This is a genomic window from Tessaracoccus sp. MC1679 (assembly GCF_014164775.1).
Lineage (GTDB): Bacteria > Actinomycetota > Actinomycetes > Propionibacteriales > Propionibacteriaceae > Arachnia.
Genome location: NZ_JACJGB010000002.1, coordinates 435,970 through 450,400 on the forward strand (window position 1 = coordinate 435,970; position 14,431 = coordinate 450,400).

Sequence of the window (14,431 nt, forward strand, 5' to 3'; positions counted from 1 at the left end):
TGCCGTTCTGCGTGCCCCGAGCCCGCTGACAGCTACACGCGGATCACCTCGAGAGCGCCCAGCTCAGCGAGCACGTCGAACCCCGAGTCCTGAGTGACCACCGGCAGTCCGTTGGCCAGCGCCACGGCCGCGATCCACAGATCATTGATCCCCATTGATCGACCGGCCTCGTGCAGCTGCACCCGCAGCGACGCCCACTGCCTGGCCACCGCCCCGTCCACCGCCAGCGACTCCAGGCCGGCGAGTCTCTCGACGGTGGCCAGCCTGGCCACGCGCGTCCGCGTGTCGGGCGCCGCCAACACGCCCGCCTGAAGCTCGGCGAGCGTCACGACGCAGACGTACGCCTCATCGGGAAGCGCGGCGGTGTCGAGTAGCCGACCCACTTCCCCAGCGATCCACACGCTGGTGTCCAGCAGACCGGCGCTCACCTGATGGGCCCGAGGTCTTCCGTGGAACCCGCGGAGATCCACCCGAGGTCCGCCTCAAGGGTGACGTCTACCCGCTGGGCGTGCACCAGGTCGATCAGGTCGGAGCGCTTCATTGCGACCGGCCTGCGCCTCGCGGGGCTCCGGATCTCCGCAACCGGCTCCCCGTTCACCGTCACGGTGACGACGTCCCCAGCAGCGACGCGGTCCAGGACTGAGCGGGTGTGGTTGCGGAGATCCCGGGAGGCGACGGTCGACATGTGCGCAACTGTAGCACTATCGCCACAGTCGCCCGGGTCAGCACAGCGGGCGCCCCTCCACGGAGGGACGCCCGTGCGTTCCGATGACCTGACCACGCGCCGGTCGCGGGGTCAGAGCCGGGAGCGGAACTCCTCGTGCTGCCGCCTCACGGCCTCGGGCACCTTGGCGCCCATCCTGGCGAGGAAGACGTCCGTGTCGTCGGCCTCGGCGCTGAGGGCCGCCGGATCGATCTCGAACAGCGCATCCCAGTCCTGGTCGGTCACGCCCGCCGCCTTGTAGTCGATCGCCCCATGCAGGGGAACCAACCCGAAGGGCGACTCCACCGCACCGGTCCGCCCCTCGATGCGCTCGGTGATCCACGCCAGGGCGCGGGAGTTCTCCGAGAACCCGGGCCACAGGAAGCGGCCGTCCTCGCCGCGGCGGAACCAGTTCACCTGGAAGATCTTCGGGGCGGCCTCGCCGAGCGTCTCGCCGACGTGCAGCCAGTGCTGCCAGTGGTCGGCCATGTGCACCCCGGAGAAGGGCAGCATCGCGAACGGGTCGCGGCGGAGTTCGCCCAGCGTCCCCTCTGCGGCGGCGGTGCGCTCGGACGCGAGCGTGGCGCCCATGTAGACGCCATGCTCCCAGTCTCTGGCCTGCGCCACGAGCGGCACGTTGGTGGCGCGACGCCCGCCGAAGATGACGGCGTCGATCGGCACGCCCGCCGGGTCGTCCCACGTGTCCGCGATCGACGGGCACAAGTGGGCGGCGACGGTGAAACGCGAGTTGGGATGCGCCGCCGGGGTTTCGGAGCCGGGAGTCCAGTCGCGGCCCTGCCAGTCGGTCAGGTGCGACGGCGCCTCGTCCGTGAGGCCCTCCCACCAGACGTCGCCGTCGTCGGTGAGTGCCACGTTGGTGAAGACGGTGTCGCCCTCGATCGTCGCGATCGCGGTGGGGTTGGTGGAGTGACCGGTGCCGGGAGCCACCCCGAAGAAGCCGGCCTCAGGGTTGATGGCCCGCAATCGGCCGTCGGGGCCCTGCGCCATCCAGGCGATGTCGTCGCCGATGGTCTCGACCGTCCAGCCGGGGATGGAGGGACGCAGCATCGCGAAGTTCGTCTTGCCGCAGGCGCTGGGGAACCCGGCGGCCACATGGAACGTGCGGCCCTCGGGGTTCGTCGCCTTGAGCAGGAGCATGTGGGCGGCCAACCACCCCTCCTCCTCGCCGATCTTCGAGGCGATACGCAGCGCGAACCCCTTCTTGGCGAGGATGGCGTTGCCCCCGTAGGCCGAACCGAAGGACCAGATCTCGCGGCTCTCCGGGTAGTGAACGATGTACTTGGTCTCGTTGCACGGCCAGACCACGTCCTCCTCGCCGGGCAGCAGAGGCGCGCCGACGGAGTGCACCGCCGGGACCCACTCCGTGCGCGGGCCGATCTGCGCAAGCGCGGCGGCGCCCATCCGGGTCATGATGCCGGTGCTGATCACGACGTAGGGCGAGTCGGTGACCTGGACCCCGAGGCGGGCGAGAGGGCTCCCCACCGGCCCCATGGAGAACGGGACGACGTACATGGTGCGCCCACGCATCGCCCCCCGGAACAGGCCGCTCAAGGTCTCGCGCATCTCCGACGGCGGGGCCCAGTTGTTGGTGGGCCCGGCGTCATCCTCGCGCTCTGAGCAGATGAAGGTCCGGGACTCCACCCGGGCCACGTCGCTCGGGTTGGAGCGGGCCAGGTAGCTGTTGGGGCGCTTGGCGGGGTTGAGCTTGATGAGGGTGCCGGCCGCCACGGACTCGTCGAGCATCCGCTGGCGCTCCTCGGCGGAGCCGTCGCACCAGAGGATGCGCTCCGGCTGGGTCAGCTCGGCGATCGAATCCACCCACTCGACGATGCGGGAGTCGGCGTTATCGGGTGCGTGGCGGGTGAACGTGGCGGTGGCGGTCATGAGATTCTCCAACCTTGTGGGTGTCGCTTCGGTGCGGGATGAGCTTGTGGCTTCACCATACGGAAGGGGACCCGGGGTTCTACTGGTCAGATTGCTGTGAACTTCGGCAGTTCTTCGCGTATGGTGAACTGCATGGCAGATCTCTCCACGCTGGGGCGGCGCATTCGGCATTTCCGCACCAAGGCCGGCCTGACGCTGGAAGAACTGGGAGAGATCACGGGGACGGCTCCCAGCCAGCTGTCCATGGTGGAGAACGGCCACCGCGAACCCCGCCTGTCGCTGCTGGAGGCCATCGCAGCAGCCCTGAGCGTGACCGCCTCGGATCTGCTGGCCGCCGAGCCCCCGTCGCCGCGGGCCGCGCTTGAGATCGAACTCGAGAAGGCCCAGGCCTCCCCTGCGTACCGGGAGCTCGGCCTGCCCCTCCTGCGCCCTTCGCGGGCGATGTCCGACGCGACGCTGAAGACGATCGTCGGCCTGCACCGCGAACTCGACAGGCGCGCCCGGATGGCCATCTCAACGCCTGAGGAGGCGCGGCGAGCCAACACCCAGCACCGGACGACGATGCGGGAGCGGAACAACCACCTGCCTGAGATCGAGCTGATCGCGGAGCAGGCAACCAAGGCAGTGCGGCACACGTCTGGCGCCCTGACCCACCGCACGGTCGCGGAGATGGCCAAGCGGGTGGGGCTGACCATCGTGCACACCGACGACCTCCCCCACTCCGCCCGCGCCGTCGTGGACCTCGAGCACGGCCGCATCTACATCCCGCCGGCCTCCATCCCCGGCGGACACGGGCTGCGATCGCTGGCGCTGCAGGCCATGGCCAACACCGTGCTCGAGCACGAAGCGCCGGCCGACTACGCCGACTTCCTCCGCCAGCGCCTCGAAGCAAGCTACTTCGCCGCGGCGTGCCTGATGCCCCGCGCCGCCTCCGTCGACTTCCTGGAGCGCGCGAAGCGGGAGCGCAACATCGCGATCGAGGACTTCCGCGACACCTTCGGGGTCACCCACGAGGGCGCGGCGCTGCGGTTCACCAACCTGGCCACCCACTACCTGGGGATCACGCTTCACTACCTGCGGGTCAACGGCGACGGCACCGTCGTGGGTGCCTATGAGAACGACGGTCTTCCGCTGCCCCAGGACGCGACCGGTTCGACGGAGGGCGAGGTGGTCTGCCGCCACTGGAGCGCGCGAAAGGCGTTCGCGCGTGCCACCCGCACCAGCGAGCACTACCAGTACACGGACACGCCTGGAGGCACCTTCTTCGAGTCGACGCAGACCGGGACCGGCGCAACGGCGGAGTTCTCCATCACCCTGGGCGTGCCCTATGCCGAGTCGAAGTGGTTCCGGGGGCGCGAATCACAGCAGCGCGAGGTATCGACGTGCCCAGACGCGCGGTGCTGCCGCAGGCCGGAGGATGGGCTCTCGGAGCGCTGGAGGGGGCAAGGGTGGGCGTCGCCCAGGGTGCGGACCCACCTGTTCGCTCCCCTGCCCCAGGGGACCTATCCGGGTGTGGACGATCGCGAACTCTACGAGTTCCTCGAGGCGCACGCGCACGACTGAGCCGTCGGCGTGGCCCACCGACGGCACCTCACGGCTGGGCGTTGGCCAGATCCTCCGGGTACACGACGTCGATCTCGTCGATCGTGGTGGCAAAGTCCCTGCGATTGTTGGTGAGGAACCGGTCAGCACCTGACGCGACGGCAGTGGCCAGATGTACCGCGTCCGCCGCCCGTAGTCTGTAGGTGACGGCCAGCGCGACGGCGAGTCGCGCCGTCGCCTCGTCCACCGGGCGAAGCTCCAGCCGACCGAGGAGGCCGGCCAGCGCCTTGACCTCGGCGGAGTCGGGGGCTTCCCTCAGTGGGTTGGTCAGCACCTCTGGCAGGAGCAGGACTGAGCCGATGCCGACGGGCCCCTCACCTTCGACGGCGAACAACGAGGCCACAGGCACCCCAAGAGGGTGACCATCGGCTGCCGCGTAGATGAGCACATCGGCGTCGAAAGCAGTGAGGAGTGTCATCGGCCGGACCGTGCGTCACGGACCGCATCAACGAGCTCCTCCGCCCGCTCGGGCGAGATGACGGGGCGCTGCATCGGCTCGCTGCGGGTCGAGTCCAGGAGGCCCGCGATCCGCTCAGCCTCATCCCATACCTTCGACGCACGGCGCGCTTTGAGCACGTCCGGACGAACCAGGACGGCGACCACCCGGCCGTGCCTGGTGATCGACACCTCCTCGCCGGCCTCGACACGGTCGAGCTGCTCCGGAAGGGTCTGGCGTGCAGTGCTCACGCTGATTCTCGACATGGCGCAATCGTACACGCTTGTACATATCTGTACCTACGGTTTCCGGTCGTGATCCGTCACGCTCCCAGAATCCCCAGGGGAATCACGGCCACCCCGTCTGGTCTGCGGTAGGCGTACTTACCGGTGGTGACGACCACCAGGTCCGCGACATCGTCGGGCATCTGGTCTCGAAGCCATAGCAGGTGGCGAACGTCGGCATCCCCCACCGTCGCAGACAGCTTGACCTCTATCGCGACGACCTGGCCGTCCGGTCCCTCGACGACAAGATCGATCTCCCTGTCCCCTCGCGATGTGCGCAGGTGCCCGATCCGGGCGCGGTGGACCTGAGCTGCAACCCGGACCGTCAGCGTCACAAGGGACTCGAACAGAGGGCCCGTCATGGACGCGCCGCGCGGGCTCAGCAGGGCGTCGCGTGAGAGATTCAATAGCCGTGCGGCCAGCGCCGGATCCGCCAACTGATGCTTGGGCGCCTGCTGCAGCTGCGTGAAGTGGCTGCGCGAATGGCTCCAGCCAGGCACGGGGTCGAGCAGCCATAGTTGGGTCAGATGGTCGCGGTAAGCGATCGTCGTGGTGTTCGCCGGCTGGGACCCGTCGCCCGCCGTCGTCATGTCGAGAATCCGTGAGTACGAAGCGGTGGTCGACGACGCGGCGGCGTAGGCGGCGAGCCATCGACGCAGCGTCTCGGGCCGGCGTACCCGCAACCCCTGTTCGGGAAGATCCCGGTCCACGACCCGCTGGAGGTAGGCATCCAACTGCGCCTCCCTGAGCAGCCCGGCCCCGGTGAGGACGCCAGGGAATCCGCTCGAGGTGACGGCGTCCAGGTAGTCGGCGAGGTCCAGATTGCACTCGCCATCGACTGCAGGTCGGTCGCCACCTAGTAGATCCCCCAGGCTAGTGGAGGGCTCTGCGAGACCCCTCTCATGCAGAGCCATGGGCCGCATACGCAGTGACAGGATCCGGCCTGCACCGCTGTGCGTGGTCACGCCCGCTGCAGGGGTGGCGCTGCCGGTGAGGAGGAATCGACCTGGGGGTGCACCGTTGTCCACCTCTCGCCGGACCATGTCCCACATCCTGGGAAGACGTTGCCACTCGTCCAGGAGCACCGTCCCCCCCTGTCGGGAAGCCAAGAGGGGATCCGAATCGAGAAGCGCGCGCTGGTCCGGGTCGTCCAGGAACCAGGCGCGTTCTGCGCGTCGGAGCGCGGTCCCCGTCTTACCGACACCCTTAGGCCCGTCCAGTGCGATGGCGGGAGCCAAAGCCATGAGCTCATCGAGCTGGAGGTCCACCGAACGACGCAAGTAGGTCACGGCGCTAAGCTACCGCTTCCCGACTCTCTACGCTACTGTTTTTCAGTCTTCTACGCTACTGTTTCTCGACACTCTAGGCTATCGTTCTTCGCCTCAGTACCGATCTCGCGGGCACCGTAGGCTGGAGCGTGTGAGCATTGAAGTCATCGCCGCCATCGCGGCCGTCGTTCTGGTCCTGGTGGGCCTCGTGGGCATCGTCTTCCCCGTGCTGCCGGGCAGCATCATGGTCGGCGCCGGGGCCCTCGTCTGGGCGATCTGGGGCGCCTCGAGCTGGGGATGGGTCGCGTTCGGCGTGGCCGCGGTGCTGCTGGTCGTCGGCGGGCTGAGCAGCTGGCTGCTCACAGGCCGGTCGCTGCAGCAGCGGCAGATCCCGAAGTGGCCGATCACGGTCGGACTCCTGCTGGGCATCGTCGGGATGTTCGTGCTGCCGGGCTTCGGTCTGCCGATCGGTTTCGTGATCGGCCTGCTGCTTGCCGAGTGGTACCGGGTGCGCAATTTCCGCCAGGCGGCCGTCACGAGCTGGGAGACGGTCAAGGCCCTGGGGCTCGGGATCCTGATCGAGCTCGGGTGCGCGATGCTGGCGACTGCGGTCGTCGCGGTGAGTGTCGCGACCGCCTGGTGACGGTGAGCGGCAGACTGGGTCCATGGAGCACCGGTCAGACCCCCCTCACCTGGCCCCTGCCTGGGCGACGGCGGTGGGACTCGGCGTGGTGGCCGCCGTCGCGACGTGGCTGGCCAACCAGGTGATCGTCGGATCCTTCGCCGACGCTCCCCGCCCCGACGACCTGCTGTTCGAGCTCCTCCCCTACGTCTCCCCAGCACGCTGGCTCACGGTGGTGGCCCTGGCCGCGGGGATAGGCGTCTACCTGTGGGCGACATGGCGCGCGGCGCCGTCGACGTTGCCCGCTGCTGCCACGGCCGTGGCGCTGATGTACCTCCTGCGGGCGGGAATGATCGTCCTGACCCCGTTGGCGCCGGCCTACGGGGAGGGCATCTTCGTCTTCCCCCAGGAGCAGTTCGGCACGTTCCCCTCCGGCCACACGGCCCTGCTCACCCTGCTCGCCCTCCGGGTTCCCGACGATCGGCCGCGACTTCGTCTCTTCCAATGGGCCATGGTCGCGCTCATGGTCGCCGGCCTGCTGTTGGCGCACGGGCACTACTCCATCGACATCATCGGAGGCCTGCTGCTCGCCTACTTCGTGGCCACCGTCTGGCGGCACGGGAGGCTGTTTTCGCCCATCACGAGAGTTACCGGCCCCTGAGCCCCGCCCCTGACCTAGGGTGAGCGGATCAACCGAAGCCGCCACGCCAACGAAGGACGCGATGATCTCCACCGGGGCACGACCCGCCAAGGGGCGGCGTGACGGCCGCCTGGTCGACGACCTTCCCGCGATGCGTCGCGTGGTGCCCCACCTGATGCCCACCCGGCTCGACGCCACGGTCTACTACCCCCAGTATCTGGAGGTGGAGCGGCTGATGTCCTGGCTGGACGACGTCAATCTCCATCGCCCGGCCGAGCAACAGATCCGCTTCTTCCACGTCTTCCTCACCGCGCTGGCCCGGCTCTTCCACCAGCGCCCGGAGCTCAACCGGTTCATCTCCGGGCGGCGCACCTACGAGCACCGCGACATCTCCTTCGCGTTCACGGTGAAGAAGGCCCTCACCGACGAGGCCGACGAGGTCCAGGCGCAGATCACGTTCACGGGACTCGAGACCGTCGACGAGGTGCGCACCATGGTCGACGAGGCGCTGACCCGGGCGCGCAACCACACCCGCAACGAGAGCGACAGGCTGGTGTCGCAGCTGGTCCGGCTCCCAGGCCCGGTGATCGCCGCCGTCGCCAGAACGGCATGGGCGCTGGACTCCATCAACCGGCTGCCGAAGATACTGCAGGATGCCATCCCCACGTACGCCAGCGCCTACCTCGTCAACATGGGCTCACTGAAGGCCGAGGCGCCGTTCCACCACCTCTATCGCCATGGCACCGCGGGCGTGTTCGTCTCCATCGGCACCATTCGTCCCGAGCCGGTGGTCGACGAGTCTGGCGCCATCGTCGCCCGGCGCCGCGTGGACGTCGTCTACACGATCGACGAGCGGGTCACCGACGGCTTCTACCTCGTGCGGTCGGCCCACATATTGCAGCAGATGGTCGACGACCCGGACGCGCTGCTCCACCCCCCGGCCGAGCGAGTGCCACCTGGTCCGTGACTGGGTGGGGGATCTGGTCGCGACTACGCCACCAGATCCGCCGGTCACCGGGCGGCGCCGCTCTCCACCACTCAGGCGAGCAGAGCCGACCAGGTGACGGGCCCGACCAGCCCGTCGACGGGGATGCCCCGCCACATCTGGAACGCCCTCACTGCGGCGTCGGTCTGAGGGCCGAAGTCACCGTCGACCACTGTCTCGTAGCCCCAGTAGTTGAGCATTCGCTGCAGCACCTTCACGCCGTCGCTGTCAGAGCCCTGGCTGAGCGTCGGCAGCAGTGAGGCCCACGTCGTGTCGTCGACCACCCCGGTGACCGCCAGCCCCTGTTGGGCCTGCCACAGGCGCACCGACCGCTCCGTCGCGGGCCCGAAGTCGCCGTCGGCCAGCGTGCGGATCCCCCTCCACGCGAGCAACTCCTGCAGTGCCGTCACCACCGTGCCCTGGTCACCCCGATAAAGCGGGTAGTAGCGCTCGAACACCTGCGGCGCCGCGGGCGGGGCATCACCCACCGGCTCCTCAACGATGGGCTCGACGGCTGCCTGGGTCGCGGCGGGCGCGGGCAGATCCGGGCTGGATGCGACGGTGGTCGCGGGCGCGGCGACCGGCTCGGGCTCTGGCTCTGACTCTGGCGACGGCTCCACGGACACGAAGACCGTCGTCACGGGGGCGGGTGTCGCGACGGCGGTGTCCGCGGCCAAGTCGGAGTCACCGCCCAGCATCATCATCACCATGCCGACCCCCGCGGCCAGGACGAGCACCACGAGACCCACGACGATGGCCGCCGTTGCCCGGCCAGTCTTCACGGGCTCCGGGGGCGGTGGCGTCGCGGCGTACGCCCACGGCTGCGGGTAGCCCTGAGGCGCCGGCGGCGGGGTCTGTGGGTAGACGAACCCGGGGCCCTGGCCGGGCGATGGCTGCTGGCCCGGCGGACCGAACCCCGCCTGGCACTGCGGGCACAGCTCGCCCCCGGTCGGATTCCCACACGATCGACAGCGCCTCATCGTCGCCCCCCCCTGCTCCCGAGCATCATGGCATACGCTCAGCCGCCCGGCGGGGCGAGAGTGATTCAGGCCACCGTCAGGGTCAGCCGCACCGGCTCCAACTCGTCGGCCGACACCGTCACGGTCACCTCTCCCGCCCCGGAAGGCCGCACCACGGCCAGTGCCCGGCCGTCGAACGTGCGCCACGTGTCGGCGTCGAAGCGCTCGGCCGTCTTCGGGTTTGCGCTGCACATCCCAGCCAGCACCCCGGCCCCCTCCACCTCGACGGTGACCGCCCGGTCCGCCGTCGTGACGAGAACGCCGTTGTCATCGCGCAGTTCGATGGCGACGAACGCGAGGTCGGCGTCGTCGTTTCGCAGGTCGGCGCGGTCTGCGGTCGCGGTCAGGCGGGCGGGCGTCGTCGCGGTGGCGATGCTGGTGCGGCCCGCCTCCTCGCCGTCCCGGTATGCGACGGCGGTCAGCTCTCCCGCCCGGTAGACGGTCTCCAGGGTGGCCATCATCGGGAGCTTCTCCCCCATCGTCGCCCGCGACACCTCCACCCCGTCGAGCAGCAGCGCCACCTCGTCGGCATCGGCATAGACCTCGACGATGATTGGCTTGCCCTCGAAGCCCGGCCACGTCCACGACGAGACCGAATCGCTCCAGCCCCACGGCGACTGCATCGTGATGGTGTGCCCGTGGTGCTCCGGCCGCTGGACGGTGAGGTAGGGCTCGGTGCGCAGGCCGAACACGATCTCGCGGTAGTAGGAGCCGGGGCGCCGCCAACCGGTGATGTCGAGATCCCCGCACCACGCCGTCAGGTACGGGTACTCGCGCTCCAGCCCCGGGACCGCATCGGGGTCTTCGGCGTACGCCGTCGCCCCGATCCCCACCTCGCCGAGATAGTCCCAGCCGGTCCAGGTGAAGTCACCGATCACGTTCGGCGCATCCTTGACCATCGGCCACAACCGGCCGATCTGGGACGGGAAGGTCTCAGACCCCACGATCACGCGGTGCGGGAACAGGTCCTTATCGATCGCGTAGCGCGACTCCGCGTAGTTGAGTCCAAGCACGTCGAGCGGGGCGCTGGACTCCGCGGTGCGCCTTCCGGCCGACTCGCTGGCGCTGACAATGGCGAACGGGCCCCCTTCCGCGGCCATCATCTCGTTCAGACCGCCGGACTCCTCGGCGATCGCGGGCACCTCGTCGATCACCGCCAGGAACGGGTTGATGCCGTTGGTGACCAGCCGCGTGGGGTCGAGGTCGCGGACGAGCTCGGCCATCCGACGCGCCCAGCGGGCGCCGTGCGGGGTTCCCACCTCGGCGATCTCGTTGCCGATGGAGTACATGATCACGGATGCATGGTTGCGGTCCTTGGCCACCATGGCCTCGAGGTCTGCGGCCCACCACTGCGGGAAGTCCGCGGCGTAGTCGTACGGGGTCTTGAACCGGGTCCACATGTCGAAGGCCTCGTCCATCACCATCATCCCAAGCCGGTCGCAGGCGTCGAGCATCGCGGGTGAGGCTGGGTTGTGGGCGGTGCGGATGGCGTTGAATCCGGCCTCCTTGAGCAGCTCGACGCGGCGCTCGTCGGCGCGCCCGATGGCGGCGGCGCCGAGGGGCCCGTTGTCCGCGTGGAGGCAGGCGCCACGCAGCAGGACGGGCTCGCCGTTGATCCGAAGGCCCTTGCGCGGGTCGACGGTGACGGTGCGGATGCCGAACCTCACCTGTGTGGGAGCGCCGTCCAGCGACACCTGGGCGGTGTAGAGCCACGGGTGGTCCGGGCTCCACAGGCGGGGCTGCTGAACGTAGAACCGTTGCCTGACTAGGGCGGTCTCCCCCGGGGCGAGCGTCGACGGCGTGGCGTCGCGCTCAACCTCCCCGCCGTCGGCGTCACGCAGCACCGTCTCAGCGACCACGGTGGCCGTGGCCATGCCGGCGTTCCGCATCGTGGTCACGACGTCGACCACCGCCTGGTCGTCCTCCACGCGCACTGTCGTCACGGCCACACCGTCTGGAACGACGTGGACGGGCTCGTCGACGTGGAGGACGACCGGCCGGTGCAGGCCAGCGCCGGAGTACCACCGCGAGTCCTGGCCGGAGCGCACCTCAAGGCGTAGCTCGTTGTCCTGGCCATAGCGGAGGTACGGGGTGAGGTCGACGAAGAAGCGGGCGTACCCGTCGGCACGGTTGCCGGCGAACTCATCATTGAGGAAGACCTGGGCGCGACGGTAGGCGCCCTGGATCTCGAGGCGCACAAGCTTCCCGCGCCACTCCTCCGGAACCTGGAAGGTCTTGAGATAGGTGAAGCCGGCCTGCGGGTAGTACGCGCCGGCACCCCTACCGGGAGCATCGGGGGTGCGTTCGGTGTCGCGGAGGGCGTCGTGCGGCAGCCGCACCGGTGTGGGCTCGACGCCCTCGCCGTTGGCCACGGCGAACGGGCCGAGCGGCAGGCGGTAGGCCCAGCCGTCATTGAAGGGGATCGCGTTCATGGTTCTACTCCTGCTCAGTGGCCGACGGCGGGTGGGGGTGTTCGGGGATCAGCGCGTGGAAGACGTGCCGCACGACGTCCTCGGTCACCTCGTCGGGCGCCAGCCAGCGCTGCAGGCCGAGGCCCTCCTGGACCGCGTCGATGGCACGGGGGCTGACCCCGTCGACGCGCTGCGCGATGGCGTCGCGGGACCGGCGCATCCACTGGCGCATCAGGTCCGCGTAGCGCTCCTGCCGGAACGCCAGCACGTAGAGCTCGGCCAGAAGGACCTTCGTCCGGACGTCTCCGTCGTCCTCGAGGACGAGCCGGGTGAGGGCGTCGACGGGTTGGGCGCCGGGGGTGGCCATGGCGCGGTCCAGGGGCGAGAAGCTCTCGTCGGCGAACCGCTCGAAGGCCGCAAAGATCAGGTCCTCCCGGGTGGGGAAGTGGTAGGTCATGGAGCCGAGGGGAATGTCGGCAGCCGCCGCGACCGTCCGGTACGTGGCGCCGGCCACTCCGTGCTCGGCGATGAGATCGAGGGTCGCGGCGATGATCCGGCCGCGACGCTCGGGGTCGTGCCGTCGGGTCGCGCTGCGCTTCATGGTGTCCCCTCGCCGTCGTCGACTGGCGCGACTCTATCAGAACGTACGTATATGACTCGCCGCGCGGGCCCAGAACAGGACGGGGACGAGCAGCAACGCCAACAGCCCGCCGGACAGCGACAGGAAGGCATAGTCGGTTGCCGCGACCACCACGCCGGACATCACCCCGCCGCCGGCGCCGGCCAGGGCGATGAGCACGTCGACGCTCCCCTGCACCCGCGCCCGGTTGCCGGGCGCCGTCGCGTCGATGACCAGAGCGGTGCCCGAGATCAGACCGAAGTTCCATCCCAGCCCCAGCAGGACGAGGGCGAGAATGAGGGGGCCGAGCGAGTCACCCGGCGCCAAAGCCGCGACCCCTCCAGCCGTCAGCAGAGTCACCCCCGCCGCGACCGCCATCGGTGTCCGCCCCAGCCTGTCCACCAGCATTCCCGTCACTGGCGAGGGGAGGAACATCGCCGCGATGTGCAGCCCGATCACCAGGCCGACGGACCCCAGCTGGTGGTCGTGCGCGCGCATGTGCACGGGGGTCATGGTCATGATCGCCGTCATCGCGACCTGCGTGAGCACCATGACGGTGGCGCCGACGTAGGCGCCCACGGCCACTGGCGGCAACGTCGACGCTGGCCCCTCGACGCTCTGGCTGGGGTTCTCGAGCACCTTGGCCAGCAGGTAGGGGTCGGGACGGAGGAAGATGAAGAGCACCAGGCCCGCCCCGAGGAAGGCCGATGCGGCCAGCAGGAACGGCCCGGCCAGGGCCGGGATACCGACGGACTCGGCGAGGACGCCCAAGGGCTGGACCAGGTTCGGGCCCGCCACCGCCCCGAGCGTCGTGGACACCATCGCGATACTCACGGCGGTCCCACGCCCGTCGGGGAGGGCCAGGTCCGCCCCGGCGTAGCGGGCCTGGAGGGTGGTCGCGGTACCGGCGCCGTAGACGAACAGGGACGCGAACAGCAGGGGCACGCTCCCGACGACCGCCGCGACCACCACGCCGATCGCTCCGAGCCCGCCCGCCCCGAATCCGAGGCTCAGGCCGGTGCGTCGACCCCACCGGTCTGTTGTGCGCCCGACCAGGAAAGCGGTCAATGCCGCGCCGAGGGTGAACAGCGCCGTCGGGATGCCGGCGAGGCCCTCGGAACCCAGCATCTCCTGGGCCAGCAGCGCCCCGACAGTGACCCCGGCAGCAAGCCCCGCTCCGCCGAGCACCTGGCTGGCGACGACGACGGTGAGCGTCCGCTTCTGGATCCGGGCGCGCTCGGCACCGTCCGGAAGGTTCAACTCTGGGGCGGTGGGCATGGGTGGCTCCAGCCGAAGGATCTTAACGATCGAGCCTACCCCCGCGGAGGTCGCTTGTAGAGGGGGCCGGCGACGGCCACTTCGCCGCCGCCTGCGACGCACGAGCCCTAGCGGTGCTGGCGGCGGCTACGAGGAGCGGGCTGAACGCGCGGTGGGCTTATCCGTGGCTCAGGACGCTGCATTGGGCTCCCCACCTCTGCAACTTGCTATCCAGAGGGCGGCAAGTGTGTATATACGCAGAAGGCGCGCTCTACGTAGCAGGATGCAGAGCCCCCGTGGCCCCCAGTTCCTCACCCACCACCGACCGCCCGCGTCCCAGCACCGGTTCATCGCGGACTGCCGTCAGACGGCAAGTTGACCAGTGCCCGACAGCCTCAAGGAAGCGTTATCGAACTGTGACCAAAGGTGGTGCCGATGGGGGCTCTTCTGGATCCGTTTCTGTCAGTGGGGGACGATGTAATAGTGCGTATGAACGACGCGGGGGTGTGGGAGCTTGAGCAGCAGTTCATGGCTGCCGCCTGGGATTCCGCCCGCGCCGCCACGGCCGCCGGCCCGGAGAGCGTGAGCGGCTTCCTCGAGGCCCTGGCCCAGACCGAAGCACACCTGGCCGGGCTCCGGCTGGCCGTCCTGGACCAGGCCCGCTTCATGCCCGAGGCCAC

The 14,431-nt window shown here is 69.5% G+C and carries 15 protein-coding genes; 5 read left to right on the plus strand and 10 right to left on the minus strand.

All coding sequences use genetic code 11. The features are described from left to right. Positions 1-32: 32 nt before the first annotated feature. From H5398_RS05245 to H5398_RS05255, 3 genes are all read right to left on the minus strand, one after another. Positions 33-428, minus strand: a complete 396-nt coding sequence (locus H5398_RS05245; RefSeq protein ID WP_182799244.1) for a PIN domain-containing protein — start codon at positions 426-428, stop codon at positions 33-35. Then, a complete protein-coding gene (locus tag H5398_RS05250) occupies positions 425-685 on the minus strand; it encodes a type II toxin-antitoxin system Phd/YefM family antitoxin (protein WP_182799245.1) in 261 nt (86 codons plus the stop codon). Before H5398_RS05250 ends, H5398_RS05245 begins: the two co-directional genes overlap by 4 nt. A 111-nt stretch (positions 686-796) precedes the next feature. Next, positions 797-2,608 (minus strand): phosphoenolpyruvate carboxykinase (GTP), encoded by a 1,812-nt coding sequence (locus H5398_RS05255; RefSeq protein ID WP_182799246.1) that lies wholly within the window; start codon positions 2,606-2,608, stop codon positions 797-799. A gap of 132 nt (positions 2,609-2,740) precedes the next feature. Between H5398_RS05255 and H5398_RS05260 the strand changes: the two genes are divergently transcribed. After that, positions 2,741-4,171 (plus strand): XRE family transcriptional regulator, encoded by a 1,431-nt coding sequence (locus H5398_RS05260; protein ID WP_182799247.1) that lies wholly within the window; start codon positions 2,741-2,743, stop codon positions 4,169-4,171. Between the two features lie 28 nt (positions 4,172-4,199). Here the strand turns inward: H5398_RS05260 and H5398_RS05265 are convergent, their stop codons facing one another. The 3 genes from H5398_RS05265 to H5398_RS05275 are packed head-to-tail and all read right to left on the minus strand — an operon-like array spanning position 4,200 to position 6,219. After that, positions 4,200-4,628, minus strand: coding sequence for a type II toxin-antitoxin system VapC family toxin (locus H5398_RS05265; protein ID WP_182799248.1), 429 nt, complete (start codon positions 4,626-4,628; stop codon positions 4,200-4,202). After that, positions 4,625-4,912, minus strand: coding sequence for a type II toxin-antitoxin system Phd/YefM family antitoxin (locus H5398_RS05270; protein WP_226965871.1), 288 nt, complete (start codon positions 4,910-4,912; stop codon positions 4,625-4,627). Before H5398_RS05270 ends, H5398_RS05265 begins: the two co-directional genes overlap by 4 nt. A 56-nt stretch (positions 4,913-4,968) precedes the next feature. Then, the gene (locus tag H5398_RS05275) at positions 4,969-6,219 is read right to left on the minus strand and encodes a DUF4143 domain-containing protein (protein ID WP_182799250.1); all 1,251 of its coding nucleotides are present in this window, start codon (positions 6,217-6,219) and stop codon (positions 4,969-4,971) included. A 130-nt stretch (positions 6,220-6,349) separates the two neighbouring features. On the opposite strand from H5398_RS05275, the gene H5398_RS05280 reads away from it, so the two are divergent. From H5398_RS05280 to H5398_RS17710, 3 genes are read left to right on the plus strand one after another with little or no spacing between them, the layout of a single operon-like run. Beyond that, positions 6,350-6,841: a DUF456 domain-containing protein gene (locus H5398_RS05280; protein ID WP_220489138.1), complete on the plus strand. Its 492-nt coding sequence runs from the start codon at positions 6,350-6,352 to the stop codon at positions 6,839-6,841. Between the two features lie 22 nt (positions 6,842-6,863). After that, positions 6,864-7,481, plus strand: a complete 618-nt coding sequence (locus H5398_RS05285) for a phosphatase PAP2-related protein (protein WP_182799251.1) — start codon at positions 6,864-6,866, stop codon at positions 7,479-7,481. A gap of 19 nt (positions 7,482-7,500) precedes the next feature. Next, a complete protein-coding gene (locus H5398_RS17710; protein ID WP_182799252.1) occupies positions 7,501-8,427 on the plus strand; it encodes a 2-oxo acid dehydrogenase subunit E2 in 927 nt (308 codons plus the stop codon). Between the two features lie 71 nt (positions 8,428-8,498). Here the strand turns inward: H5398_RS17710 and H5398_RS05295 are convergent, their stop codons facing one another. The 4 genes from H5398_RS05295 to H5398_RS05310 all read right to left on the minus strand — a co-directional run bounded on the left by H5398_RS05295 (position 8,499) and on the right by H5398_RS05310 (position 13,772). Then, positions 8,499-9,227 carry a peptidoglycan-binding protein gene (locus H5398_RS05295; protein WP_182799253.1) on the minus strand — a complete coding sequence of 243 codons (729 nt, stop codon included), beginning with the start codon at positions 9,225-9,227 and terminating at the stop codon, positions 8,499-8,501. 263 nt (positions 9,228-9,490) lie between these two features. Then, positions 9,491-11,896: a glycoside hydrolase family 2 TIM barrel-domain containing protein gene (locus H5398_RS05300; RefSeq protein ID WP_182799254.1), complete on the minus strand. Its 2,406-nt coding sequence runs from the start codon at positions 11,894-11,896 to the stop codon at positions 9,491-9,493. Between the two features lie 4 nt (positions 11,897-11,900). Next, on the minus strand, positions 11,901-12,476 hold the full coding sequence (locus H5398_RS05305) for a TetR/AcrR family transcriptional regulator (RefSeq protein WP_182799255.1): 576 nt from the start codon (positions 12,474-12,476) through the stop codon (positions 11,901-11,903). 36 nt (positions 12,477-12,512) lie between these two features. Beyond that, complete coding sequence (locus H5398_RS05310; protein WP_182799256.1) at positions 12,513-13,772, minus strand: MFS transporter; 1,260 nt, start codon at positions 13,770-13,772, stop codon at positions 12,513-12,515. Positions 13,773-14,234: 462 nt separating this feature from the next. On the opposite strand from H5398_RS05310, the gene H5398_RS05315 reads away from it, so the two are divergent. Then, on the plus strand, positions 14,235-14,431 hold a 197-nt coding region (locus tag H5398_RS05315), incomplete at its 3' end, for a hypothetical protein (RefSeq protein ID WP_182799257.1).

Coding starts and splice junctions, on each gene's coding strand:
- H5398_RS05250 (WP_182799245.1), bottom strand. CDS start 685: ATGTCGACCGTCGCCTCCCGGGATCTCCGCAACCACACCCGCTCAGTC.
- H5398_RS05255 (WP_182799246.1), bottom strand. CDS start 2,608: ATGACCGCCACCGCCACGTTCACCCGCCACGCACCCGATAACGCCGAC.
- H5398_RS05260 (WP_182799247.1), top strand. CDS start 2,741: ATGGCAGATCTCTCCACGCTGGGGCGGCGCATTCGGCATTTCCGCACC.
- H5398_RS05265 (WP_182799248.1), bottom strand. CDS start 4,628: ATGACACTCCTCACTGCTTTCGACGCCGATGTGCTCATCTACGCGGCA.
- H5398_RS05270 (WP_226965871.1), bottom strand. CDS start 4,912: ATGTCGAGAATCAGCGTGAGCACTGCACGCCAGACCCTTCCGGAGCAG.
- H5398_RS05285 (WP_182799251.1), top strand. CDS start 6,864: ATGGAGCACCGGTCAGACCCCCCTCACCTGGCCCCTGCCTGGGCGACG.
- H5398_RS05300 (WP_182799254.1), bottom strand. CDS start 11,896: ATGAACGCGATCCCCTTCAATGACGGCTGGGCCTACCGCCTGCCGCTC.
- H5398_RS05305 (WP_182799255.1), bottom strand. CDS start 12,476: ATGAAGCGCAGCGCGACCCGACGGCACGACCCCGAGCGTCGCGGCCGG.
- H5398_RS05310 (WP_182799256.1), bottom strand. CDS start 13,772: ATGCCCACCGCCCCAGAGTTGAACCTTCCGGACGGTGCCGAGCGCGCC.